At 69.4% G+C, this 23,794-nt stretch carries 22 protein-coding genes and 1 pseudogene; 11 read left to right on the top strand and 12 right to left on the bottom strand.

Annotation, left to right across the window (positions count from 1 at the left end; genetic code table 11):
- Positions 1 to 44 precede the first annotated feature (44 nt).
- The gene (locus AB0I68_RS28420) at positions 45 to 1,433 is read left to right on the top strand and encodes an LCP family protein (protein ID WP_363180228.1); all 1,389 of its coding nucleotides are present in this window, start codon (positions 45 to 47) and stop codon (positions 1,431 to 1,433) included.
- A 54-nt stretch (positions 1,434 to 1,487) separates the two neighbouring features.
- Here the strand turns inward: AB0I68_RS28420 and AB0I68_RS28415 are convergent, their stop codons facing one another.
- Positions 1,488 to 2,036 (bottom strand): acyl-CoA thioesterase, encoded by a 549-nt coding sequence (locus AB0I68_RS28415; protein WP_363180198.1) that lies wholly within the window; start codon positions 2,034 to 2,036, stop codon positions 1,488 to 1,490.
- A gap of 151 nt (positions 2,037 to 2,187) precedes the next feature.
- Here AB0I68_RS28415 and AB0I68_RS28410 point away from each other — a divergent pair, with 151 nt between their 5' ends.
- The gene (locus AB0I68_RS28410) at positions 2,188 to 3,567 is read left to right on the top strand and encodes an LCP family protein (protein WP_363180197.1); all 1,380 of its coding nucleotides are present in this window, start codon (positions 2,188 to 2,190) and stop codon (positions 3,565 to 3,567) included.
- A 61-nt stretch (positions 3,568 to 3,628) separates the two neighbouring features.
- Here AB0I68_RS28410 and AB0I68_RS28405 read toward each other — a convergent pair whose 3' ends face one another.
- Positions 3,629 to 4,711, bottom strand: coding sequence for an NDP-sugar synthase (locus AB0I68_RS28405; protein WP_363180227.1), 1,083 nt, complete (start codon positions 4,709 to 4,711; stop codon positions 3,629 to 3,631).
- A 391-nt stretch (positions 4,712 to 5,102) separates the two neighbouring features.
- On the opposite strand from AB0I68_RS28405, the gene AB0I68_RS28400 reads away from it, so the two are divergent.
- The 5 genes from AB0I68_RS28400 to AB0I68_RS28380 all read left to right on the top strand — a co-directional run bounded on the left by AB0I68_RS28400 (position 5,103) and on the right by AB0I68_RS28380 (position 8,361).
- On the top strand, positions 5,103 to 5,360 hold the full coding sequence (locus AB0I68_RS28400) for a hypothetical protein (protein ID WP_045324259.1): 258 nt from the start codon (positions 5,103 to 5,105) through the stop codon (positions 5,358 to 5,360).
- Positions 5,335 to 5,865 (top strand): DUF6879 family protein, encoded by a 531-nt coding sequence (locus AB0I68_RS28395; RefSeq protein ID WP_363180196.1) that lies wholly within the window; start codon positions 5,335 to 5,337, stop codon positions 5,863 to 5,865. The genes AB0I68_RS28400 and AB0I68_RS28395 overlap by 26 nt, the downstream gene beginning before the upstream one ends.
- 26 nt (positions 5,866 to 5,891) lie before the next feature.
- Entirely contained in the window at positions 5,892 to 6,740 is an 849-nt protein-coding gene (locus AB0I68_RS28390) for a helix-turn-helix transcriptional regulator (protein WP_363180195.1), read from the top strand.
- Between the two features lie 675 nt (positions 6,741 to 7,415).
- A complete protein-coding gene (locus AB0I68_RS28385; RefSeq protein WP_363180194.1) occupies positions 7,416 to 7,856 on the top strand; it encodes a hypothetical protein in 441 nt (146 codons plus the stop codon).
- A 73-nt stretch (positions 7,857 to 7,929) separates the two neighbouring features.
- Positions 7,930 to 8,361, top strand: coding sequence for a hypothetical protein (locus tag AB0I68_RS28380; RefSeq protein WP_363180193.1), 432 nt, complete (start codon positions 7,930 to 7,932; stop codon positions 8,359 to 8,361).
- A 118-nt stretch (positions 8,362 to 8,479) separates the two neighbouring features.
- On the opposite strand, the gene AB0I68_RS28375 is transcribed toward AB0I68_RS28380, so the two are convergent.
- A complete protein-coding gene (locus tag AB0I68_RS28375; RefSeq protein WP_363180192.1) occupies positions 8,480 to 9,895 on the bottom strand; it encodes a DUF3987 domain-containing protein in 1,416 nt (471 codons plus the stop codon).
- Positions 9,896 to 10,051: 156 nt separating this feature from the next.
- Here AB0I68_RS28375 and AB0I68_RS28370 point away from each other — a divergent pair.
- Positions 10,052 to 11,053, top strand: a pseudogene (locus tag AB0I68_RS28370) (transposase); the annotation flags it as partial.
- 515 nt (positions 11,054 to 11,568) lie between these two features.
- On the opposite strand, the gene AB0I68_RS28365 reads toward AB0I68_RS28370, so the two are convergent.
- The gene (locus tag AB0I68_RS28365; protein WP_363180226.1) at positions 11,569 to 11,730 is read right to left on the bottom strand and encodes a helix-turn-helix domain-containing protein; all 162 of its coding nucleotides are present in this window, start codon (positions 11,728 to 11,730) and stop codon (positions 11,569 to 11,571) included.
- Between the two features lie 90 nt (positions 11,731 to 11,820).
- Complete coding sequence (locus AB0I68_RS28360) at positions 11,821 to 12,357, bottom strand: hypothetical protein (RefSeq protein WP_363180191.1); 537 nt, start codon at positions 12,355 to 12,357, stop codon at positions 11,821 to 11,823.
- Positions 12,358 to 12,482: 125 nt separating this feature from the next.
- Between AB0I68_RS28360 and AB0I68_RS28355 the strand changes: the two genes are divergently transcribed.
- A complete protein-coding gene (locus tag AB0I68_RS28355) occupies positions 12,483 to 13,658 on the top strand; it encodes a site-specific integrase (protein ID WP_363180190.1) in 1,176 nt (391 codons plus the stop codon).
- 200 nt (positions 13,659 to 13,858) lie between these two features.
- On the opposite strand, the gene AB0I68_RS28350 is transcribed toward AB0I68_RS28355, so the two are convergent.
- Entirely contained in the window at positions 13,859 to 15,016 is a 1,158-nt protein-coding gene (locus AB0I68_RS28350; RefSeq protein WP_363180189.1) for an acyl-CoA dehydrogenase family protein, read from the bottom strand.
- 194 nt (positions 15,017 to 15,210) lie between these two features.
- Here AB0I68_RS28350 and AB0I68_RS28345 point away from each other — a divergent pair, with 194 nt between their 5' ends.
- The gene (locus AB0I68_RS28345; RefSeq protein ID WP_363180188.1) at positions 15,211 to 16,554 is read left to right on the top strand and encodes a UDP-glucose/GDP-mannose dehydrogenase family protein; all 1,344 of its coding nucleotides are present in this window, start codon (positions 15,211 to 15,213) and stop codon (positions 16,552 to 16,554) included.
- A 105-nt stretch (positions 16,555 to 16,659) separates the two neighbouring features.
- Here the strand turns inward: AB0I68_RS28345 and AB0I68_RS28340 are convergent, their stop codons facing one another.
- From AB0I68_RS28340 to AB0I68_RS28325, 4 genes are all read right to left on the bottom strand, one after another.
- Positions 16,660 to 17,745, bottom strand: a complete 1,086-nt coding sequence (locus tag AB0I68_RS28340; protein ID WP_363180187.1) for a dipeptidase — start codon at positions 17,743 to 17,745, stop codon at positions 16,660 to 16,662.
- A gap of 145 nt (positions 17,746 to 17,890) precedes the next feature.
- Positions 17,891 to 19,069 (bottom strand): dipeptidase, encoded by a 1,179-nt coding sequence (locus AB0I68_RS28335; RefSeq protein ID WP_363180186.1) that lies wholly within the window; start codon positions 19,067 to 19,069, stop codon positions 17,891 to 17,893.
- A complete protein-coding gene (gene purE, locus AB0I68_RS28330) occupies positions 19,066 to 19,602 on the bottom strand; it encodes a 5-(carboxyamino)imidazole ribonucleotide mutase (RefSeq protein WP_363180185.1) in 537 nt (178 codons plus the stop codon). Before purE ends, AB0I68_RS28335 begins: the two co-directional genes overlap by 4 nt.
- Positions 19,599 to 20,738: a 5-(carboxyamino)imidazole ribonucleotide synthase gene (locus AB0I68_RS28325; protein ID WP_363180184.1), complete on the bottom strand. Its 1,140-nt coding sequence runs from the start codon at positions 20,736 to 20,738 to the stop codon at positions 19,599 to 19,601. The genes purE and AB0I68_RS28325 overlap by 4 nt, the downstream gene beginning before the upstream one ends.
- A gap of 224 nt (positions 20,739 to 20,962) precedes the next feature.
- On the opposite strand from AB0I68_RS28325, the gene AB0I68_RS28320 reads away from it, so the two are divergent.
- Complete coding sequence (locus tag AB0I68_RS28320) at positions 20,963 to 21,505, top strand: GtrA family protein (protein WP_363180183.1); 543 nt, start codon at positions 20,963 to 20,965, stop codon at positions 21,503 to 21,505.
- Between the two features lie 37 nt (positions 21,506 to 21,542).
- On the opposite strand, the gene AB0I68_RS28315 is transcribed toward AB0I68_RS28320, so the two are convergent.
- Together AB0I68_RS28315 and AB0I68_RS28310 are read right to left on the bottom strand one after the other, a co-directional pair.
- Complete coding sequence (locus AB0I68_RS28315; RefSeq protein WP_363180182.1) at positions 21,543 to 22,808, bottom strand: ATP-binding protein; 1,266 nt, start codon at positions 22,806 to 22,808, stop codon at positions 21,543 to 21,545.
- A gap of 15 nt (positions 22,809 to 22,823) precedes the next feature.
- Complete coding sequence (locus AB0I68_RS28310) at positions 22,824 to 23,501, bottom strand: response regulator transcription factor (RefSeq protein WP_363180181.1); 678 nt, start codon at positions 23,499 to 23,501, stop codon at positions 22,824 to 22,826.
- Between the last annotated feature and the right edge of the window lie 293 nt (positions 23,502 to 23,794).

The following is a 23,794-nucleotide window of genomic DNA, read 5'->3' as shown; positions in this document are numbered from 1 at the left end:
GCGGTACTCCGGCCCGGCACCGGGGAGGCCGGCCCCGGTGGGGGGTGCGGCTGGCGGCCGGGCTGGCCGTGGCGGTACTGGGCTCCGGGGCGATCGGGCACGCGGTGATGACCGGCCTGGACACCGGGATCGAGCGCGTGGACCCGTTCAAGGACATGAAGAACCGGCCGCAGGCGGGCCACGGCCTGAACTTCCTGCTGGTCGGCACCGACGCCCGGGACAAGATCACCCCGCAGGACAAGCGCGAGTACCGCCTCGGCGGCGCCCCCTGCCACTGCACCGACACCGTCATGCTGGTGCACCTCTCCGCGAACCGGGAGCGGGCCAGCGTGGTCAGCCTGCCCCGCGACAGCTACGCCGAGCTGCCCGCGCACCGGGACGAGTCCAGCGGGAACCAGCACGGACCGCACCCCGTGAAGCTCAACGCGGCGTACGCGGAGGGCGGGCCGCAGCTGACCGTGCAGACCGTCGAGAGCATGACCCGGGTGAAGATCGACCACTATCTGGAGGTCGACTTCACCAGCTTCATGAAGACCGTCGACGCGATGGGCGGTGTGGAGATCTGCACCGCCAAGGCCCTGCACGACCAGAACACCGGTCTGGACCTGCTGCCCGGCACCCACCGGCTCGGCGGCGGACAGGCCCTGCAGTACGTGCGCTCGCGCCATGTGGACGGGGCCGCCGACCTCGGCCGGATGCAGCGCCAGCAGCGGTTCGTCGCCGCCCTGGTCAAACAGGCGACCGGCAGCGGAATGCTGCTGAACCCGGTGAAGTTCAAGGAGGTCAGCTCCACGCTGCTGAGCTCGGTCCGGGCCGACCGGGGCTTCGGGTCGGAGCAGATGCTCGCCCTGGGCCAGGCCCTGCGCGATTTCACCCCGTCCTCGTCGGAGTTCGCCTCGGTGCCGATCGGGAACCCCTCGTTCCCCGTCAAGGGCATCGGCTCGACGGTGAAATGGGACGAGCCGAAGGCCGCCAAGCTCTTCGAGGCACTGCGCCAGGACCGGCCGCTGGCCCCCGCCGCGCCGGGGCGGCCCGGGCGCGGGCCGCAGCGGCAGCCGGCGGTGCCCGTGGACGTGCCGCCGCAGCAGATCCGGGTGCAGGTGGAGAACGGGACCCGGATCGACGGGCTGGGCGGGCGGGTGGACACGGCGCTGCGCGCCACCGGCTTCGACACCACCCAGGCCCCGGGCAACGGCGCGAGCCGCGACGTCAAGCGCACGGTGGTCGCGTACGACCCGCGCTGGGACCGCTCGGCCCGTACGGTGTCGACCGCGCTGCCCGGGAGCGAACTGCGGGCGGTGGCGGGCCAGGGCCGGACGGTCCTGGTGATCGCCGGCGCGGACTACCGGAGGGTGGTCCCGGTCCGGCCGGAGGACCCGCACCAGGGCCAGTTCGGGGTGGTCACGGGCGACCAGGTGGTCTGCGGCGCGTAGCCCGCCGGCCCCGGGCCGGGACGGAGACCGGGTGCCGGAGACCGGATACCGGGCTCAGTCGTCGAAGCCCTGGGACGCGCGCTCCTCGCGCAGCGCCATGATCGCGCGCCGCCGGGCGAGCCGGTGCGTGCGGCGGATCTGGGCCTCCTGGTTGCGGCGCCGGTCCTGGTCGGTCTCGGGGAGCACCGGCGGGACCGTGCGGGGCTTGCCCTCGGCGTCCACGGCGGTGAAGACGAGGTAGGCGCTGCCGACCTGGGTGGCGGGGGTCGACTCGTTCCACCGCTCGGCCAGGACCCGTACGCCGATCTCCATGGAGGAGCGGCCGGTCCAGTTGCACTGTGCCTTCACGTGGACCAGGTCGCCCACGCGGACCGGTGCGAGGAAGGCCATCTCGTCCATGGACGCGGTGACGGCGGGGCCGCCCGAGTGGCGCCCGGCGACGGCGCCGGCCGCGTCGTCCACCAGTTTCATGATCACACCGCCGTGCACCGTGCCGAGGAGGTTGGTGTCGTTGGCCGTCATGATGTGGCTGAGGGTGGTCCGCGAGGCCGAGATCGGCTTCCCCCGCAGGTCGTCAGCCGTCGCGCCCGGTATCTCTGTCATACCGCCACCCTAGGGGGTGCCCGGCGGATCAGGGCCGGGCCCGCCGGACACCCCCCAAAGCCGACGCGGAGGCATCAGGTGTGCAACAGCACCGGAACGAAGCCCCGCCCGGACTGTCGGGCACCGTATCCGGCCAGGCATCCTAAGCGGCATGAGTGAGTGGCCCGAAGGACGCAACGACAGCGGCGACGACCGGTACGGACACGGCAGCGCACAGGCGCAGCCGGAGGGTGCCCGGCGCATGCCGCAGGTCCAGCGCCGGCAGCAGCGGCCGGTGCCGCCGCAGCAGCAACCGCAGCGACCGGCGCAGCCGCCGGCCCGGCCCGGGCAGCCGCCCGCGTACGGGGTACCGCCGCAGCAGGGCCCGGGCCACGACACGTACGGCGGCTACGACAGCGGCTACAACACCGGTCAGGTCTACGGGCGCCCGCAGAGCAGCCCGGCCGGTCCCGGCGGCCCGGGTCGGCCGGGCGGACCCGGTGGGCCGGGCGGTCCGGAAGGCCCGGACGGTCCGGGCTCCAGCAGGAACCCGCTCCACGTCGTGCCGCATGTCGACTGGCGCAAGCGCATCAAGATCGGCTCCATCGTGCTGGTCACGGCGCTACTCGCGACCACCATCGGCACCTATTTCTGGGCCGACTCCAAGGTGCGCCGCGAGGTCGACCTCGCCAAGGTCATCGAGCGCCCGAAGGGAGGCGACTGCACGACGTACCTGATCGTGGGCTCCGACAGCCGCGAGGGCCTGTCCGACGAGGACAAGAAGAAGCTCCACACGGGCTCGGCCGAGGGCAAGCGCACCGACTCGATGATGATCCTGGCGGCCTGCTCCAGCGGCAACACGATGATCTCGCTGCCGCGCGACTCGGACGTGGAGATCCCGTCCTTCATCGGCTCCGAGTCCGGGAAGAAGTTCCCGGGCACGGGCAAGCACACCAAACTGAACGCCGCGTACGCGGACGACGGCCCCGAGCTGCTGGTGCGCACCGTGGAGTACAACACGGGCCTGCGGATCGACCACTACGCGGAGATCGGCTTCGCCGGGTTCGCGAACATCGTGGACGCGCTCGGCGGTGTCGACATGAACATCGAGAAGGGCTTCAAGGACGAGAAGTCGGGCGCCGACTTCAAGGCCGGCGAGCAGACCCTCAACGGCAGCCAGGCGCTGGCCTTCGTCCGGACCCGGTACGCGTTCGCCGAGTCGGACCTGGCGCGTACGAAGAACCAGCAGAAGTTCCTGGCGACGCTGGCCAACCAGGCGGCCACGCCGGGCACGGTCCTCAACCCGTTCAAGCTGTACCCGGTGCTGGGCGCGGGCCTGGACACGCTGATCGTGGACAAGGACATGTCCCTGTGGGACATGGCGGACATGTTCTTCGCGATGAAGGGCATCAGCGGCGGCGAGGGCGTGTCGATGAACCTGCCGATCGCGGGCGAGCGGGGCGGCAACCTGCTCTGGGACAAGCCGAAGGTGCAGCAGCTCGTCAAGCAGATCCAGAACGACGAGAAGGTCACCGTCACCGGCAACCGGTGACCCGGACCGGAGAGCGGGAATGCCGCCGGCCTCGTGGCCGGCGGCATCGTCGTGTGCGGTGTCAGCGGTCGGAGGAGAAGCGGACCGCGGCGGAGGGCAGTTCGGCCCCGCACCACACCCGTGCGCCCGCGCGCAGTTCGTTGTCCGCGCCGACGACGGCCCCGTCGCCGAGGACCGCGCCGTCCAGTACGGTGCGCGTTCCCACCGAGGCGCCGACGCCGATCAGGCTGGCACGCACCCGGGTGTCCGGGCCGATGACCGCGCCGTCGAGCACGATGGAGCCCTCGACGACCGCGCCCGCCCCTACACGGGCTCCGGCGCCCACGACGGTGCCTCCGGAGAGCTTGGCTCCGGTCGCCACCTCGGCGCCCGGGAGTATCAGGGACTCGCCGCGCGGGCCGGGGACGGCCGGGGAGGAGACGACTCCGCGTACGAGGTCGGCAGAGGCCTGGACGAAGGACTCGGGCTTGCCGAGGTCCAGCCAGTACGTGTTCTCGGTGACCCCGTGCAGCCTGGCCCCGGAGGCGAGCAGGCCGGGGAAGGTCTCGCGTTCGACGGAGACGGGGCGTCCGGCCGGGATGGAGTCGATCACGCTGCGGCGGAAGACGTAGCAGCCGGCGTTGATCTGGTCGGTGATGATCTCCTCGGGGGTCTGCGGCTTCTCGGTGAAGGCCAGCACCCGCCCCTCGGAGTCGGTGGGGACCAGGCCGAAGGCGCGCGGGTCCTCCACCTGCACCAGGTGCAGGGAGACGTCGGCGGCGGCCGCCCGGTGGGAGTCGACGAGCCCGGCGATGTCCAGGCCGGTGAGGATGTCGCCGTTGAAGACGAGGACGGAGGTGTCCGGTCCGCCGGTCAGCCGCTGCGCCGCGTTGCGGATGGCTCCGCCGGTGCCGAGCGGCTCGTCCTCGACGACGTACTCGAGCGAGACGCCGAAGGCGGAGCCGTCGCCGAAGTACGGCTCGAAGACCTCGGCGAGATAGCAGGTGGCCATCACGATGTGCGTGACACCGGCGGCAGCGGCCCTGGCGATCTGGTGGGCGAGGAACGGAACACCGGCCGCGCGCACCATGGGCTTGGGGGTGTTCACCGTGACGGGGCGCAGACGCGTCCCCTGCCCCCCGACCAGCAGGATGGCTTCCAAAATTGTTTCTCCCCACCCGGTTCGGGAGTCCGAAGGTCCAAAGTTAGCCCATCCGGGGGGCGGCGCAGGCCGGAGGCGGCGCAATAGTGCCGCCGCCCCCGGCCGACGGGGTCCGCTACGGCAGGTTGCGCGCCATGACGATGCGCTGGACCTGGTTCGTTCCCTCGTAGATCTGCGTGCTTCACGGTGCACCTGACGCTGACCTGCACGGACACCCCCTATGTAGGGGACCTCCCCAGCATTCGCCCATGATCACGTGTCTGTCTTCCCTGGTCAGGGGGCTGTGGCGCCTGCCACCCCTCCTACGGTGCTCCGGCCGCCCCCTTGACGCCCCAGCGGTGCAGGGATGACGCTCGTGCAAGTTGGCGTAAGCCACTCGACACCGGAGGCAGTCATGGCACTACGGTTCATCGGGATTGATCCAGACACCGGGCAGCAGGGCTCCCCCACCGTATGGGTGGACGAGGAAAAGGGAGAGCTGGTGCTCCAGGGCTGGAAGCCAGACGAGAAGCTAGAGGCGGAGTGCGCGGCGTTCGAGGTTCCCGGGCACGCTCCGGGCATCCCTCCGCACGAAGCCGTGATTCGGATTCCGGCCCGTATGGTGCCGATGCTCAGGAAGGCGTGCGATGTCGCAGAACGAGCCGGGCTTTAACGAGCTGCTGGCCGCAGCCAAGCACTCGGCTGTGCACCTGGAGCTGCGCGACTCGTACGGCGTCGGGGATGAGGCCGAGGACTTCGAGACCTGGAAGCGTACCGGCCAGCGCGACATCGACCCGGCGTCCTCCTACTGGACGCCGTGGGTTGATTTGATTCGCAGCACCGTGGCCCGAGGGGTGACCGTCCGCCGCGCCCGCGTCGTATCGGAACCGGTAACGGATTACATCCGGTACGAGCACGCCGGCACTGTGGTCAACCTTCACGCCGGGGAGCAGGTTCGCTGGCTGCCCAGGCGGCAGGCTTCGGACATCGCGCTTCCCGGAAACGACTGCTGGGTGTTCGACGGAGAGATCGTGCTCTTCAACCATTTCTCCGGTGATGGGAACTGGTCCGAGCCTGGCTGGGAGGTTCGCTCCGAGCCCGCTGTGGCACGGCTGGCCTCGGCTGCGTTCGAGGCGGTCTGGGAGCGCGGCATCCCGCACGAGAAGTTCACGGTCTGACCTGACGGAAAACGAAGAGCCCACTCATGTCTGCGTCCCCCTCGTCCAGCGCCCAGGCCGCCCGTGAAGCCATCGCCGCCCGTCTCGGGGGCCTACGCAAAGACGCGGAGCTAACCGGGCATGAGTTGGCTCTTCGGTGTGGCTGGAGTCCCGCGAAGTCGTCCCGCATTGAGCGGGCCAAGACCCCAGCATCGGCCGCCGACATCCGCGCCTGGTGCAAAGTGTGCGGAGCAGAGGACCAGACAGACGACCTGATCGCGGCGAACCGCCAAGCCGACCAGATGTACGTCCACTGGCAAAAGCTTCACCGGCACGGCATGCGCCGGGCACAGGAAGAGGTTGTCCCTCTCTACGAGCAGACCCGCCACTTCCGCGTGTACTGCTCGAACGTAGTGCCGGGCATGCTCCAGACCGAGGCGTACGCGGCAGCTCTGCTGTCGACCATTGCCGCCTTTCAAAGCACCCCCGACGACTCACAGACGGCGGCAGCATCCCGAATCGAGCGCTCACGCGTGCTCCATGACGGCAACCACCGCTTCGCTCTCCTGTTGGAAGAAACGGTGCTCCGCTATCGCATTGGCGATGCTCCCGCCATGGCTGGACAGCTCGGCTACCTACTGGCGGTCATGGCGCTACCAAACGTGAGCCTCGGGGTCATCCCTTTCACGGCCCAGCGGCTTGTCTGGCCCTTGGAAGCCTTCTATCTCTTCGACGGCCGCCAAGCGAGCGTGGAGCTGCTCACGGCCGCAGTGAACGTCACGGCGCCCAGCGAGGTTGCCACGTACGCCAAGGCGTTCTCCGAGCTGTCCAAGCTCGCTGTCTACGGTGCACCCGCCCGGGCTCTGATCTCGGACGCGATTACGTCCCTCGGTTAGTTCGCGTGCAAGCTCGTGCAAGACCGTGGCCCACTCCCTTCCCCGCTTTCTAGGGTCATTCCATCGACCTCGGAAGCGATCGGGAGGGCGCGGCGTAATGACGACGGAACCGAATCGGTGGCACGAACCAACGGTGACGCTGCCTACGCGGAAGGAACGCCCCTCGCCCCGGCCGGTGGCCGGTTGCCCCGAGTGCGCGCGGCTGGGACAGCTCCGGAAGGCCGCTGCGATGGAGCGGGACAGCAGCACGATCGCTGACTGCAACATCCTGCTGCGGATGCACGGGACGGGCCACTGATGGAAATGCAGACGTGGCGGGATTCCTGGGGTCGGGCCGACAACGCTTCAGAGTCCATACGCACGGCCTTGGCCGCCCTCGGCGTTCCCGAGACCGTGTGGAACAGCCTTCGGCCCACGGTGACCCACAACGGAGGGGCCTACGTGGACTTCGGCAAGCTCCCGGCCGATGTCGTTGAGCAGATCGCCGAAGCTCTTCGCCTGCCCGCAGCTCCCTTCTGACTCCCGCGCCTTGTGGGGGCGGGCCCTCGGCCGGCACACGCACGGAGAGGAGGTGCAGAGATGACCGACCCCGGAGAGAAGGACGGCGGAGAGAAGTTCCCGCCCCCGCCCGCCGCGTAACCAGTCCCCAACCGTCAAGAGAGAGGGAATCTCACTATGACGACCATGCTGGAAACCCCCGTTGCCTTACGGCACGGGCGGGACCTCGTCAGTCCCGAGCTGTTCGAGAAGGTCTCTGAGTTCTGCGCGGAGGAGTACGGACACGAACCGTCCACCGCCCGCCGGATCGTGGACCAGGCCCTTGCCTTCCTCAAGGTCATGGGCGACGCCCGCGCGTTCGACATGACCCCGTCCGACGCCGTGGACCCCGGATGGCACTCGTTCGTGCTTCACACCCAGGCATACGCCGCGTGGTGCGACGAACAGTTCGGCTTCTTCCTCGGACACGAGCCCAAGGCCACCGTCCGCACCCGCCCGCTGATCGGTTCCGTGGTGGACCGGGTCAAGGCCGCTGGCTTCTACGTAGACGAGCGGCTGTGGGGCGCGGCGAAGGAGTGCAACCCGCCTGCCTGCTGCGGTGACGGCGACGGCTGCTGATCCACTCTCACTGAACGGAAGCCGTCCGGGCGTGGCTAAGGCGCCCGGACGGCCACAGTCAAGGGTTCCAAAGATGAGCAGCAATGACGAGGGCTTGACCGGACGAAGTCGGGTCACGGTGTTCGCGATGTTCGGTGCGGTCTTCGGCTACGGCACCCACCACCTTGACGACCGGCAGATCGGAGAGGTGGCCGTCATCGGCCCCCTGAGCCCCGGCGTCGAATGGCCCCGACTCTGGCAGATGGCCCGCACCTGCGGCAGGCCCGCCGCCAAGGACGCCGAACTCGCACAGTGGATTCTGATCCAGGCAACCCGCTCGTTCGTCTGCGGCAGCGACCGCATCGCCCAGTTCCAAGACCAGGGCTGGAAGTTGGAGCCCGGCGGAAAGCGCGTCAGCTTCGAGTCCACCTACGCCCACCGAGACCACCTGTGGACCGGCAACCTGACCGTGGACGGTCTCAGCCCTGATCAGGTAGCCGAGCGCCCTTCGCTCTACCGAGCGTAGCTCGGTTGCCTTGCTCCCCGAATGGACCATTCCCGAACTGCCCTGCCCACCCGCATAGTCGAAGCAACGAATGAAGCCCCGGCCGGTTGGTCGGGGCTTCATTGGTTTGGTTGATGGTTCAGAGCAGGGCGCGGAACGGGTTGTCGGCCAGAGCGGGAACGGGAGCGGGTGACCGCTTCACGGGGGCCGGGGCCGGGGTCGGAATGGGGGCGGGACGGTAGGCGTCGAGCCGGACGACCTTGGCGCGGTTCTCCTCACGCTCCGCGCTGGCCGGCTGCGGCTCAGCGTGACGGGAAGCGTCCCGGTTCTGGCCACTGTCTGCGCTCGCCGGCTGGTGCTCTGTGTGAACGGGAGTGTCACCGCGGAGCGTGAAAACCGTCGCCGGTCGGCCCGTCTTCCCTGACCGTTCCACGGTGACGACGATTCCGGGCAGTGCCTTGACCTCTTCGGCGCTCGCCCCCACGTACGGGAGGACCTGGGAGGAGGTGGCCCGTCCGCCGTTCAGTTCGATCCGGGCCCGTACCTTGTCCGCCAGGCTGAGGGGCTGACGCTTCACCTTGGGAGCCTCGGCCCCTTTGGTGATCCGTACCGCGTCCTGGACGGAGCGGCGTACGAGGGTGAAGGCGGCCGACAGGGTCTCTTCCGTGATGGTCTCGGAGCACTCGGAGGCCGCGAGGCATGCCGCTACCCGAAGGGTCTGTTCCGCCGTCCGTTCGATGAATACCGCCTGCCCTTCGGGGAGCGTCTCCCCAAGGATTCGGGCGTAGCGCCTTACGGTCCGCCACAAGGGCCGGGCGTCCTCGGAGAGGGTGATCACGCGAGGTCGGGCGGTGGCCCATCCGTAAGCGTCGAACAGTTCCCGCCCGTCCACCTTGGGCAGACTCACGCGGTCGTCGTCCAGCATCGGGACCGCGCCGAGCAGGAAGGGCAGGATGCGGTTGTAGGAGCCTCCGGCCGCTTCCGACTCGCCTACGTACTTGGCCCAGTCGGACGGAGTGATGTGGGAGTGGAGGACCATGGCGGGATCGCGGATTTCCTGGGCCTCTTCCTTGGTGGTGTTGCGCAGAGTTGCGCCGTCCCAGGCAGCGCGGAGCTTGGTAGTGAAGGACGGGTCACGCTTGACTCGCTTCAAGACTTCCGTCCCTTCCTCTTCCACCACCAAGGCCCGGACATCCCGACCCCGTTCGGTTTCAGTGGTCGCTTCATGCTGCTCCCACAGGTGATGGACGAGGCTGGCCCCGGAGGTGATCCCGGATGTGGTGTGCGTGGCGAGGAACCGCCCCAAGGAAGGGTCCAGGACGTGAAGCGCTGCCCGCAGTGCGGTCCCTTTCCCGCGCCCGGTACCGGCCACCAGAGCGGACCACAGCAGAACGGGGCGAGCGGAGCCACGGGAGGAGACCTTGACGGTTCCGCCGATGGCGGCCGACCACATCGACAGGGCGGCCACGTACACCCCGAGCGCGTCGGCTTCGAGGAACGGGGCGATCTTGCGGACGGCTCGGCCGATCGGACCGTACAGAACGGGGGTGCTCATGCTGCTGTCGCTTCCTGAGCTTGTTCTTTATCTTCCGGCCTCGAACGACGTCTCGAACTGAGTCGCTCACCTCGGGATTCGCGGGACGTGGGGGCGGCCTTCGTCTGATCATGTGCTCCGACCAAGGTGCACGTGACCACGACGAAGGCCGTGAGGGTGAGTCTGCTGCCAGATGCTGTCCGGCGGGAAGCGTTCGCGGAAGCGTCACGCTTCCGGGGAGAGTTCTACGAGTGTCTGACCGCCCGGCGCGACGAGTTGTTCGAGCTGGTGGACGCGGTGCTGTGTGCGGACGGTGCGGTGAAGTCCCCGGTGGACTTGACGCTGTTGCCCGAGCATCGTCGTGGGCACGGAGCGATGTACGGCGGCCTGAACCACGGCCGGATCGACGTCGGCCGGCTGCGGACCGTGCTGGCCGGGCTGTCGCTGCCGCGTTTCGACGGCGGGCGCCTGGTGCTGGCGGTCGATGTGTCGCCGTGGCTTCGCTCGGATGCGCCGTGCTCGGCCGATCGGCTGTTCTGCCACGTCTACGGCCGTGCGAAGACGGCGTCCCAGTTCATCCCGGGCTGGCCCTACTCCTTCGTGGCCGTGCTCGAGCCGGGTGCCACGTCCTGGACCGCGATCCTGGACGCGGTCCGGCTCGGCCCGGCGGACGACGCGACCGCGATCACCGCAGCCCAGCTGCGGGGTGTCGTCGAGCGGCTCATCACCGCGGGCCAATGGCAGACCGGGGACCCGGCCATCGTGATCGTCAGCGACGCTGGCTACGACGTCACCCGCCTGGCCTGGGTCTTGCGTGACCTGCCGGTCGAGCTGGTCGGCAGGGTCCGCTCCGACCGCGTCATGCGTCTGCCGAAACCACCCAGGACGCACGGCGTCAACGGCCGGCCGCCCAAGCACGGCCTGGAATTCCGCTTCACCAAGCCGGAGACCTGGCCCGAGCCCGCGATCACCACGGTCACCGGCACCACCAATTACGGCAAGGCCGAGACCCAGGCGTGGGACCGGGTCCACCCAAGACTCACCCACCGCTCCTCCTGGCTCGACCACGACGGTGAACTTCCCTTGGTCGAGGGAACTTTGATGCGGTTGAAGGTCGAGCATCTGTCGAAGGACCGGGATGCGCCGCCGGTGTGGTTATGGTCCTCCAAGACCGGCGCCACCCCAAAGCGGTCAGTTTTCACCCGTCGCCGAGAGGTGCGCCCAGTTTCCGGGCCGACCTTCGGTTCCCTGGTGTCGGCAAACCACAGCGCCACCGCGCGGCGGTCCTCACGGGTCGAATAGGCAATTTCCGGATGAACGCGCTTCTCCGCCTCCTGCCTGGTGTCGTACATCTCCGGCGGGCTCCGAAACCGTAGGACCTCCTCCACATAGGCCCCGCCCCGCCATGCGATATCGAGAGCGTCAGCCCTCTCTGGTTGCCTCTTTGGGGGCAGCCCCTTTCGCTCGCGATCCCGCGACATGGCGCGCCCCTGGTTCTCCCGATTCTGCTTGCACTCCGGGTGGTTCGGGTTCGTCGCCGGGTTCCTACCTGGACCCCCTGGGCGTTCGTACGTGTAGGGCTCGCGGCAGGTAGCGCAAACGAGATCAACAAGCTTCACAGCGAGTGCAGTCAAGTACGACTCCAGGCAAAGAAAAGCCCCCGGTTGCCTCGGGGGCGTCGTTGGTCACTCGGTTCAGTTCTGGCGGTCTAGCCAATTTTCTAGGTCCTTTGGTCGGCACCGAAGAGACTGACCCACCCTGCGGAACGGGATCTCCTCCCGCCTCCAGTTGTCATATACCCAACTTCGCGGCTTGCTCAAGAAATTGGCCACCTCTGCAACCGTCAAGAGCCTCATCAACATGACCTCCGAGAAAAGAAAAGCCCCCGAGGTGAATCGGGGGCCGTCGAAAATTTGAAGTTCACGAACTACGGTATTGACCCAGTTTCACTGCTGGCTATCAAGCCCCAGTACCGCCTTGGCCTTTTCTGTCACCTCTCCCCCCGCTTTGCCCGCGAGGGTGCCCAAGAAGCCGTCTCGCCGCGCCTTCTTGAGATGGTCTTTGATCGTCTCCGGGCGACGCTCGATTAGGCGAGCGAGCCAGGGAACCGGCGCCGGGGCTCCGCTCTCAGCCATGGAGGAGTACGCCAGCGTCAACGTCGCTAGGTACCGCTCGGAGACGCCTTCAGAGGCCAGGAGCCGCCCGGCGGCCTCGCCTGTGGATTCCACCAGCCGCGACAACTCTTCAAGCGTTCGCTGGGCCTCTGGAGCCCTCTTGGCCAGGTTGAACGCGGCTGCGATGTCCAGCCTTCTGAGAACGGTCGTGGAGATGCCACGCACGACCTCGCGGGGTTCGGCGTTGTCGACCGGCTCCACTGTCATGCGCTGCGGGCCTCCCGTGATCGGGCCCACCGGCCACCACATTCGAATCACCCAACTGCCCTGCTGCTGGGTGATCTCGAATCCACTCTCATCTGCCTTCATACCCCCACCCTACACCACCTGGGGTGCTCCACCCTGTGTTGACAACCCAGGGTGGACCATGTGCAGACTCGGCCGGGCAGCCCAGCAGAGGCGGCCCGTTCACCGAGGGGAAGGCCGGCACCGCTGTGGCAAGGGCATGGGTAGCGCGCTCGAAAGACGACGCGAAGAAGTGGACGACGTTCTGGTACGACCCGGATGGCAAGCAGCGCCAGAAGTCGTTCGAGACCAAGAAGCGGGCCGACGACCACCGGAAGCGGAAGGAGCAGGAGCTAGACGCAGGCACCTACCTGGACGACAAGCTGGGGAAGCAGCCCGTGACGGCGGTCTGGCAGCAGTGGACCAATCAAAGGAAGCTGGAGAACAGCACCAAGAAGCAGTACCGATCGATCCAGAACACGACCCTGGAACCGTTCTTCAAGGCTCGCTCCATCGTGTCCCTGAAGGTGGCGGACATCGAGCAGTGGCTGTTGTGGATGGAGCAGGACCGGAAGCTGACGGCCCGCACCCGGCGACAGCGGTTCTCGTTCTTCTCCGGGATGATGGATTGGGCTGTCGTCAACGAGATCATCGGGCGCAACCCGTGCAAGAAGATCAGGCATGCGGGCAGCCGCGCCAAGGAGATTCGCGAGCACAAGAGCAACGCTCGACGGCTGACGACACGGGAAGTCCTGGCCATGCTGAACGGGGCTCCGCCCCGGTATCGAGCAATGCTCTGGCTCATGGCGGGATGCGGTCTGCGCATCGGTGAGGCCATGGCGGTCTCGCGCGATCAGATCGACTTCCAGGCCGAGGTCCTGCGAGTCGACTTCCAGATTGCGGAGGACGGCGAATCCGAGTCGGGGAAGAACAGTGCGCTACAGCGGCGGCACATCAAGGCTCGTGACGAGGAGGAGCCGGGGCGCGTCGTGCCGCTTCCGCCGAACGTGGCCTTCGAGTTGCGCAGGCACATCAAGAACCACGGCGTGTGGGGACCAGAGCGCCTGTTGTTTCCGAACGTCACCCGGACCGGCTACGTGTACGCCTCGTACTTCTACCGGCAGATCTGGCTGCCAGCCCTGACGAAGGGCGAGGTGACCTACTGCAAGCCGCACTCCATGCGGCACTACTACGGATCCCGATTGCTCTATGCGGGCGTCCCTGAGAACGATGTGGCCGACTGGATGGGGCACAGCAGCACGGACGTGCTCCGCGAGCACTACCACTACATATTCGAAGGGGCCGAACAGCGCGGACGGGCAGCCATCGCAAGCATGCTGACCCCAGGCGCGGATGACCCCACGGAACGGGCCGAAGTCGCCTGATCCAACCCTTACGAAAAGCCCCCGGCATCACGCCGGGGGCCTTCTCGTTTGTGCAGGTCAGAGCAGCTTTGGGGCCCGGCATCCGCCCAGGATTCCCCCAGCATGACGCCCAGGAAGGGACCCGAACGGACCTGGATGGACCGGAAGCTGATCACGACTTCCGGATCACCCAACCGGGCCGCTGACCTGCGGAAACCTTGCTACGGCAGGTTCCTCGCCATGACGATCCGCTGGACCTGATTCGTGCCTTCATAAATCTGCGTGATCTTCGCATCGCGCATCATGCGCTCGACCGGGTAGTCACGGGTGTAGCCGTAGCCGCCGAGCAGCTGGACGGCGTCCGTGGTGACCTCCATGGCCACGTCGGAGGCGAAGCACTTGGCCGCGGCGCCGAAGAAGGTCAGGTCGCTGTCGCCGCGCTCCGACTTGGCGGCGGCCGCGTAGGTCAGCTGGCGGGCGGCCTCGAGCTTCATGGCCATGTCCGCGAGCATGAACTGCACGCCCTGGAAGTCGGCGATCGGCTTGCCGAACTGCTTGCGCTCCTGGACGTAGCCCTTGGCGTAGTCCAGGGCGCCCTGGGCGATGCCGAGCGCCTGGGCGGCGATGGTGATGCGGGTGTGGTCGAGGGTCTTCATCGCGGTGGCGAAGCCGGTGCCCTCGGCGCCGATCATGCGGTCGGCGGGGATCCGCACGTTGTCGAGGTAGACCTCGCGGGTCGGCGAGCCCTTGATGCCGAGCTTCTTCTCGGGGGCGCCGAAGGAGACGCCCTCGTCGCCCTTCTCGACGACGAAGGCCGAGATGCCCTTGGAACGCATCGAAGGGTCGGTGACGGCCATGACCGTGTAGTACTCGGAGACGCCCGCGTTGGTGATCCAGCGCTTGACGCCGTTGAGGACCCAGAAGTCCCCGTCGCGCACGGCGCGGGTCTTCATGCCGGCGGCGTCGGAGCCCGCCTCGGGCTCGGAGAGGCAGTACGAGAACATGCCGTCGCCCTTGGCCAGCGGGCCGAGGTACTTGGCCTTGAGCTCCTCGGAGCCGGAGAGGATCACAGGGAGCGAGCCGAGCTTGTTCACGGCCGGGATCAGGGAGGAGGAGGCGCAGACGCGGGCCACCTCCTCGATCACGATCACGGTGGCGAGGGCGTCGGCGCCGGCGCCGCCGTAGATCTCGGGGACGTGGACGGCGTGCAGGTCGTTGGCGACGAGCGCGTCGTGGGCCTCCTGCGGGAAGCGGGCCTCCTCGTCGACCGCGGCTGCGAACGGCAGGATCTTCGCCTCGGCGAGCGAGCGGACGGACTCGCGGAGCATGTCGTGCTCCTCGGCCGGGCGGTACAGGTCGAAGTCGGCAGAACCCGCCAAGACTCTCACTCCCCAAGTGTGATGCGTGATGCTAACTACCGTTAAGTAACCCAAATCTTAGTGTCCGGCGTCCTGGCAGCGATATGTACGGGGCACGTGAGCTGCGTGACAGCCGTGTCTCCTGGGGAACGTCCCCCCGGACCGGCCCGACTATGCTCAGTGGCCGCAAACGGCCCCGCACCTCTGGAGCACCCATGGCCCCCCTCAGGATCACTGTGATCGGCACCGGCTATCTCGGCGCCACCCACGCCGCGGCGATGGCGGAGCTGGGCTTCGAGGTGCTCGGGCTGGACGTGGTGCCGGAGAAGATCGAGATGCTGGCCGCGGGCCGGGTGCCGATGTACGAGCCCGGGCTCGAGGAACTCCTCGCCGCGCACGTCGCGGGCCTGCCGGGCTCCACCGGGCGGCTGCGCTTCACCCAGTCCTGGGAAGAGGTCGGCGCCTTCGGCGACGTCCACTTCGTCTGCGTGAACACCCCGCAGAAGCACGGCGAGTACGCCTGCGACATGTCGTACGTCGACTCCGCGATGGAATCGCTGGCCCCGCACCTGACCCGGCCGGTGCTCGTCGTCGGCAAGTCCACCGTGCCGGTGGGCTCGGCGGAGCGGCTCGCCGCGAAGCTGGCCGAGCTGTCCCCGGCCGGCCCGGACGTCGAACTGGCATGGAACCCGGAATTCCTGCGGGAGGGCTTCGCCGTGCAGGACACCCTGCACCCCGACCGGATCGTGATCGGCGTCCAGGGCGAGCGCGGCGAGAAGCTGCTGCGCGAGGTGTACGAGACGCCGATGGCGGAGGGCACCCCGCTGGTGGTGACCGACTTCCCGACGGCCGAGCTCGTCAAGACCGCCGCGAACTCCTTCCTCGCCACGAAGATCTCCTTCATCAACGCGATGGCGGAGGTCTGCGAGGCGGCCGGCGGCGACGTGGTCAAGCTGGCCGAGGCCATCGGCCACGACGAGCGGATCGGCGCGAAGTTCCTGCGCGCCGGGATCGGCTTCGGCGGCGGCTGCCTGCCCAAGGACATCCGGGCGTTCATGGCGCGCGCCGGCGAGCTGGGCGCGGACCAGGCGCTGACCTTCCTGCGCGAGGTCGACTCCATCAACATGCGGCGGCGCGGGCACATGGTCGAGCTGGCGCGCGAGGCCGTGGGCGGGTCCTTCCTCGGCAAGCGGGTCGCGGTGCTCGGCGCCACCTTCAAGCCGGACTCGGACGACGTCCGCGACTCCCCCGCGCTGAACGTGGCCGGGCAGATCCACCTCCAGGGCGGCCAGGTCACCGTCTACGACCCGAAGGGCATGGACAACGCCCGCCGCGTCTTCCCGACGCTCGGGTACGCGGACTCGGCGCTGGAGGCGGCCCGCGGGGCGGAGGTCGTCCTGCACCTCACCGAATGGCGCGAGTTCCGCGACCTCGACCCGGTGGAGCTGGGCTCGGTCGTCACCGACCGCCTCATCCTCGACGGCCGCAACGCCCTCGACACCGACCGCTGGCGCGCGGCCGGCTGGACGTACCGCGCGATGGGCCGCCCCCGCGCCTGAGCCCTGGCCGGGCGGTCGTCGCGGCGGCCCGGAGCCCGGCAGCGCGGCACCGCAGGACCCCGCGTACCGGCGAAGACGGCCCCGGCACAAGGCCCGGACTGCGGGCTACGCGGTCCTGCGGTGCTGGGCGGCGCGGGCCGTGAATTCCGCGTCGCGCAGCACCCGTTGGGCGTTGTCCCAGGTCAGCAGGGCCAGGTCGGTCTCCGACCAGCCGCGCTCCAGCAGTTCCGCGATCAGCCGCGGATAGCCCGAGGGGTCGGTCAGGCCCATCGGCCGGGGGGTGCCCTGCTCGGAGCCGAAGGTGGCGCCGAGGCCGACGCAGTGCGGGCCCGCGACGGCCCGGACGTGTTCCAGGTGGTCGGCGACCGCGTGCAGGGAGTCCCCGGTCTGTTCGGCATCGAAGGTGACCATCGCCAGACCGTTCGCCGCCCGCAGGGCCATCAGCACCTCGTCGGTCACATTCCCCGGATGCGGGTTCAGCGCCGCCGCCGCGGTGTGCGAGGCGATCACCGGGGCCTTGGAGGCCCCCGCGAGCTGGCAGGCCACCTCCGGCGCACAGCCGGTCAGGTCCACCAGCATCGCCAGCCGGTTCATCTCCTTGACCACCTCGTGGCCGAAGGGCGTCAGATCGTGCTGGGCCCAGGGTGCTCCCGCGGGCGCGAGGATCCGTACGCCCAGCGCGTGGAACGCGTGCAGGGCGCCCAGCGAATCGGTCAGCGTACGGCCGGCCACGGGGCCCAGGAACGAGGCGATCCGGCCCCGGTTGCGGGCATCGGCCATGTCGTCCGCCGTCAGGGCGAGGCACAGGCCTTCGGGATAACGGCGTATCAGGGCCAGCGCCACGTCGATCTGTTCCAGGGTCTCGGACACCACCCGGTCGGCCGCCGCGGCCTCGCGCGGCAGCAGCAACGACCAGAACTGGGCGCCGACCCCGCCGGCGCGCAGCCGCGGGATGTCGGTGTCGACACCGGTGTCCGAGGTGTCGATGTCGTGGTACGGACTCTGGCGCAGGGTCCAGACAAGCGTGTTGTGCCCGTCCGCGACGGGATGCACGGACAGCAGCGCGACGGCCCGCTCCAAGGCGCTGCCCGCCACCGCGGCGGGCAGGTCCTCGGCTCCGACGGAGCCGGGGGTCCCAGGGGCCGTATCGGCGGTGTACGCGGCGTTCTGTTCATCCTGCAGGTCGGCCATGGCGTTCGCTCCGGTCTCGGCGGCAGCAGGGAGAGATGCTGCCACCGTGACACGCCGGACGGCCGGATCGCCCGGCGGATGTGGCGTTCGGGTGAAACCCGCAGGTCACACCCTTCGCCGCAGCCGCCGGGGAGGCCCTCGGCGGCTACAGCACGGCGTTGGAGGGGCCGCGGGACGCCGAGAGCTCGCGCGCCACCGCTTCCGCGTCGCGCAGCGCCCGTACCGCGTTGGACCAGGTCAGCTTGGCCAGGTCGGTCCGCGACCAGCCGCGCGTGAGCAGCTCCGCGATCAGGTTCGGGTAGCCGGCGACGTCGTCCAGCCCGGCCGGGGTGAAGGCCGTGCCGTCGTAGTCCCCGCCGATGCCGATGTGGTCGACGCCGGCCACTTCGCGCATGTGGTCGAGGTGGTCGGCGACCGTGGCGGCCGTGGCCACCGGGCGCGGGCGCTCCGCCTCGAAGGCCCGGTGCAGGGCCATCGCCCCGGGCGTGGTGTCCAGGTGGTGGAAGCCGTGCGCCCGCAGGTTCGCGTCCGCGGCCAGGGTCCACTCGACCGCGGCCGGGAGGATGAACTTCGGCACGAACGTGGCCATCGCCACCCCGCCGTTGGCCGGCAGCTGCGCCAGGACGTCGTCCGGGACGTTGCGCGGGTGGTCGCAGACCGCCTGCGCGGACGAGTGCGAGAAGATCACCGGCGCGGCCGAGACGGCGAGCGCGTCCCTCATCGTCGTCGCGGCGACGTGCGAGAGGTCGACGAGCACGCCGATGCGGTTCATCTCGCGGACGACCTCGCGGCCGAAGCCGTTCAGGCCGCCGTGGCGCGGCTCGTCGGTCGCCGAGTCCGCCCAGTCGATGGTGTCGTTGTGCGTGAGCGTCATGTACCGCACGCCCAGCTGGTGCAGGGCGCGCAGCGTGGCGAGCGAGTTGTTGATGGAGTGGCCGCCCTCGGCGCCCATCAGCGAGGCGATCCGGCCGTCGGCGCGGGCCGCCTCCATGTCGTCCGCCGTCAGCGCCCGCACCAGGTCCGCCGGGTAACGGTCGATCAGCTGGCCGACGGCGTCGATCTGCTCCAGGGTCGCGCTGACCGCCTCGTCGCCCGCGTAGTCGGAGCGCACGTAGACCGACCAGAACTGCGCGCCGACCCCGCCGGCGCGCAGCCGGGGGATGTCGGTGTGCAGCCGGCCGCTCTGGTCGCCGGCGATGTCGCGCTGCGCCAGGTCGTAGCGGACCTGCTCGCGCAGGGCCCACGGCAGGTCGTTGTGCCCGTCGACCACGGGATGCTCGGCCAGCAGCTCCCGCGCCTCGCTCAGGCGCTGCGCGGCGCTCACTTGCCGAACCCGAAGGACTCCGCGCCCGCGACCTTCGTCCGCAGCCGCTTGCCCTTCTCGGTGGCCTGGTCGTTCAGCTCCTGCTGGAAGTCCTTCATCCGGCCGAGCAGTTCCGGGTCGTGGGCGGCCAGCATCCGTACGGCCAGCAGCCCGGCGTTGCGCGCCCCGGCGACGGAGACGGTGGCGACGGGAACCCCTGCGGGCATCTGGACGATCGACAGCAGGGAGTCCATGCCGTCGAGGTACTTCAGCGGCACCGGGACGCCGATGACGGGAAGCGGGGTCACCGAGGCGAGCATGCCGGGCAGGTGGGCGGCCCCGCCGGCACCGGCGATGATCGCCTTCAGGCCGCGCTCGGCGGCCTGCTCCCCGTAGGCGACCATCTCGCGCGGCATCCGGTGCGCGGAGACCACGTCGACCTCGTAGGGGATCTCGAACTCGTCCAGGGCCTGGGCGGCGGCCTCCATGACGGGCCAGTCGGAGTCCGAGCCCATGACGATGCCGATGACGGGACCTGCGGTGGAGGTGCTCATTCGGTGATGGTTCCTCTGAGGTAGCCGGCTGCGTGACGTGCGCGTTCCAGCACATCGTCCAGGTCGTCGCCGTAGGTGTTGACGTGGCCGACCTTGCGGCCGTGTTTCACGTCCTTGCCGTACATGTGGATCTTGAGCTGGGGGTCGTGGGCCATGCAGTGCAGGTACGCCGCGTACATGTCGGGGTAGTCCCCGCCGAGCACGTTCGCCATGACCGTCCAGCGGGCCCGGGGGCGCGGGTCGCCCAGGGGGAGGTCCAGGACCGCGCGGACGTGGTTGGCGAACTGGGAGGTGACGGCGCCGTCCTGGGTCCAGTGGCCGCTGTTGTGCGGGCGCATCGCCAGCTCGTTGACGAGGATCCGGCCGTCGGTGGTCTCGAACAGCTCCACGGCCAGGTGGCCGGTCACGCCGAGCTCCTTGGCGATGCGCAGGGCGAGGGCCTGGGCCTCGCCCGCCAGGGCCTCGGAGAGGTTCGGGGCGGGGGCGATCACCGTGTCGCACACGCCGTCCACCTGGACCGACTCGACGACGGGGTAGGCCACGGCCTGGCCGTGCGGGGAGCGGACGATGTTGGCCGCGAGCTCGCGGACGTACTCGACCTTCTCCTCCGCGAGGACCGGGACGCCCGCCCTGAAGGGGGCCTCCGCGTCCTCGGGGGTCCGGACGAACCAGACGCCCTTGCCGTCGTAGCCGCCGCGCACGGTCTTGAGGATGACCGGGAAGCCGCCCACCTCCTGCGCGAAGACCGCCACGTCCTCCGGATCGCTCACGATCCGGTGGCGGGGGCTCGGCGCGCCGATCTCGTCGAGCTTGGCGCGCATCACCCCCTTGTCCGCGGCGTGCATCAACGCGTCGGGCCCCGGGCGGACGGGGATGCCGTCCGCTTCCAGGGCCCGCAGGTGTTCGATGGGCACGTGCTCGTGGTCGAAAGTGATCACATCGCAGCCGCGCGCGAAGGCGCGCAACGTCTCCAGGTCGCGATAGTCGCCGATGACGACATCGCTCACGACCTGGGCCGCCGAGTCCTGTGGGGTGTCACTGAGGAGCTTGAATCTGATGCCGAGGGGGATACCCGCCTCGTGGGTCATGCGGGCGAGCTGTCCGCCGCCGACCATGCCGACTACCGGGAACGTCACCCCTCCAGAGTATCCGCCGGTATTCCGCCATCCGGACACGGCCCTGGCCCGTACTGATCGGCGCGCGTCGTCGTCACGTCCCTGTGTGCCGTGCGTCGCACGGTGTACGAAGGCACGGACGGGCCCACGGGGCGACACTTAGCATGGGTGGGTTGACCCAAGGCGGCAGACGCCTCCGCGGACGCCTCCACGCGGGGCGGCGAAGGACAGGACTGATCCATCACATGAGCACCCCGCAGCAGGGATCCGTCCTCGAACGCGTACGCGGCCTCGCCTCCGAGGCCGCGAAGTTCGGGGCCGTCGGCGGCGTCGGTGTGCTCGTCAACCTGGGTGTCTTCAACCTGATCCGCCACACGACGGACCTCCAGGTCGTCCGGGCGAGTGTGATAGCCACCGTCGTGGCCATCATCACCAACTACATCGGCTTCCGGTACTTCACCTACCGGGACCGCGCCCAGAGCGGCAGCTCCCGCGAGCTGCCGCTGTTCGTGGCGTTCAGCGTGATCGGCCTCGTGATCGAGAACGGCGTCCTGTACACGGCCACCTACGGGCTCGGCTGGGACGGCCCGCTCGCCACCAACGTGTTCAAGTTCATCGGCATCGGCACGGCCACCGTGTTCCGCTTCTGGTCGTACCGGACCTGGGTCTTCAAGGCCCTGCCGGAACCCGCCCCGGCCCCGGCCGCGGCCTCCGCGGCCGCCTCGCCGCGCGGCGGGACCGAGAGCGGCCCGAGCGCCGCGCGCGCCCCGGAGCACGCCGGCAAGTAGCCCGGCGCCCGGCCCGTCCCCGGGGGTGCCGGCCGGCTCAGCGGACCGTTTGCTCCGGCTCCGGCCGCGTCGGCGCCGTCCGGCTCAGGAACAGCGCGAACACCGGCGGCTGCGTCTGCAGCAGCTCCAGGCGCCCCCCGTCGGCCTCCGCGAGGTCCCGGGCCACCGCCAGACCGATCCCGGTGGAATTGCGGCCGCTGATGGCCCGCTCGAAGATCCGGTTGCCGAGGTCCGGCGGGACCCCCGGCCCCTCGTCCGTGACCTCCAGCACAGCCTGGTTCCCGATCACCCGGGTACGCAGCGCGACCGTTCCGCCACCGTGCATCAGCGCGTTCTCCACGAGGGTGGCCAGCACCTGCGAGACCGCGCCCGGGGTGCCGACGGCCCGCATGCCCGTCTTGCCGGAGCGCACGATGGCCCGGCCCGCGCTGCGGTAGGCCGGCCGCCACTCCTCCACCTGCTGCTTGACGACCTCGTCCAGGTCGAAGGGGACCGCCGAGCCCGTCCGCGGGTCCCGCGAGTTCGTCAGCAGCCGTTCGACCACGTCCGTGAGCCGCTCCACCTGGGTGAGGGCGATGCTCGCCTCCTCCCGTACGGTCTCCAGGTCCTCGGTGACCGTGATCTCCTCCAGCCGCATCGACAGGGCCGTGAGGGGGGTGCGCAGCTGGTGCGAGGCGTCCGCGGCCAGGCGCCGCTCGGCGGTCAGCATCCGGCCGATCCGCTCCGCGCTGGAGTCCAGCACGTCCGCGACCCGGTCGAGCTCGGGGACCCCGTACCGCTTGTGCCGGGGCCGCGGGTCGCCGGAGCCCAGCCGCTCGGCCGTCTCGGCCAGGTCGGTGAGCGGGGAGGTCAGCCGGTTGGCCTGCCGTACGGCGAGCAGGACGGCCGCCACGACGGCGAGCAGCGCCACCGCGCCGACGACGGCCAGGGTCCGTCCGACCTCCCTGGTCACCGTGGAGCGGGACTCCTCGACGACCACGGTCTCGCCCTGCTCGCCCTTCGCGGTGCCGCGGATGACGCTGTCGGGGATCCGGTCGCCGACCTCCACGGGCGGCTGCCCGGGGACCGTGATCCGGGCGTACCCGCCCACGTCCAACTGCTCGGCGAGGGCCTGGGCGTCGATGGGCTTGTTCTCCAGGACGCTCCCCTCGACGATGCCCACCAGGCGCAGCGCCTCGGATTCGATGCGGTCCTGGGCACTGCTGGTGATCGTCCGGGTCTCCACGATCACCAGGGAGACGCCGAAGACGGCGATCACGACGAGCACCACGGCGAGCGTGGAGTTGATCAGACGGCGGCGCATGGTCCGGGAGGCCGCTCAGCTCTTCTCGAAGCGGAAGCCGACGCCGCGGACGGTGGCGATGTAGCGCGGGTTCGCGGCGTCGTCGCCCAGCTTTTTGCGGAGCCAGGAGATGTGCATGTCGAGGGTCTTGGTGGAGGACCACCAGGTGGTGTCCCACACCTCGCGCATCAGCTGGTCGCGGGTGACGACCCGGCCGGCGTCGCGGACGAGGACCCGGAGCAGGTCGAACTCCTTGGCCGTGAGCTGGAGCTCCTCCTCCCCCATCCAGGCGCGGTGCGACTCGACGTCGATCCGCACGCCGTGGGTGGCGGGGGCCTGGGTGGCCTCGTTCGCGCCGCGCCGCAGCAGGGCCCGCACCCGGGCCAGCAGCTCGGCGAGGCGGAAGGGCTTGGTCACGTAGTCGTCGGCGCCGGCGTCCAGGCCGACGACCGTGTCGACCTCGTCCGCACGGGCGGTGAGTACCAGGATGGGGAAGCCGTGGCCCTCGGCGCGCAGCCGGCGGGCGACCTCGAGGCCGTCCATGCCCGGCAGGCCCAGATCCAGGACGACGAGATCGACGCCGCCCTGCAGTCCTGCGTTCAGGGCGGTGGGGCCGTCCTCCCGGACCTCGACCTCGTACCCTTCCCGGCGCAGGGCACGGGCCAGGGGCTCCGAGATGGATGCGTCGTCCTCGGCGAGCAGTACACGCGTCATGTGGGTGATGGTAGTCCGCGGCGGCGTTGCGCAGGGTCGCACCTGCACACCCCTGCCGATCTGGTCTTATGGCAGATGCCGACCTTCGAATGTGGCCAAACGGTTCCCCGCTCGCCTGTGATCCATGTCTCAAGTCCTTTCATATGCCGCACTGTCGTGTCGTATGGTGGCGAGACGCCTGATGCACTACCTCAGAGACCTTTGCGCCGAAAAGCGAGCCGAAGGTCTCGATTCTGTCCGGATCGATCAGGGGGTCTTGACGACTCTCCTCATCGAATCCGGTGACAGTGAAT

Source organism: Streptomyces sp. NPDC050448 (assembly GCF_040655295.1).
Taxonomy (GTDB): domain Bacteria; phylum Actinomycetota; class Actinomycetes; order Streptomycetales; family Streptomycetaceae; genus Streptomyces.
The sequence above is the reverse complement of the archived record's forward strand: the minus strand, read 5'-3'. Positions and strand labels throughout refer to the sequence as shown.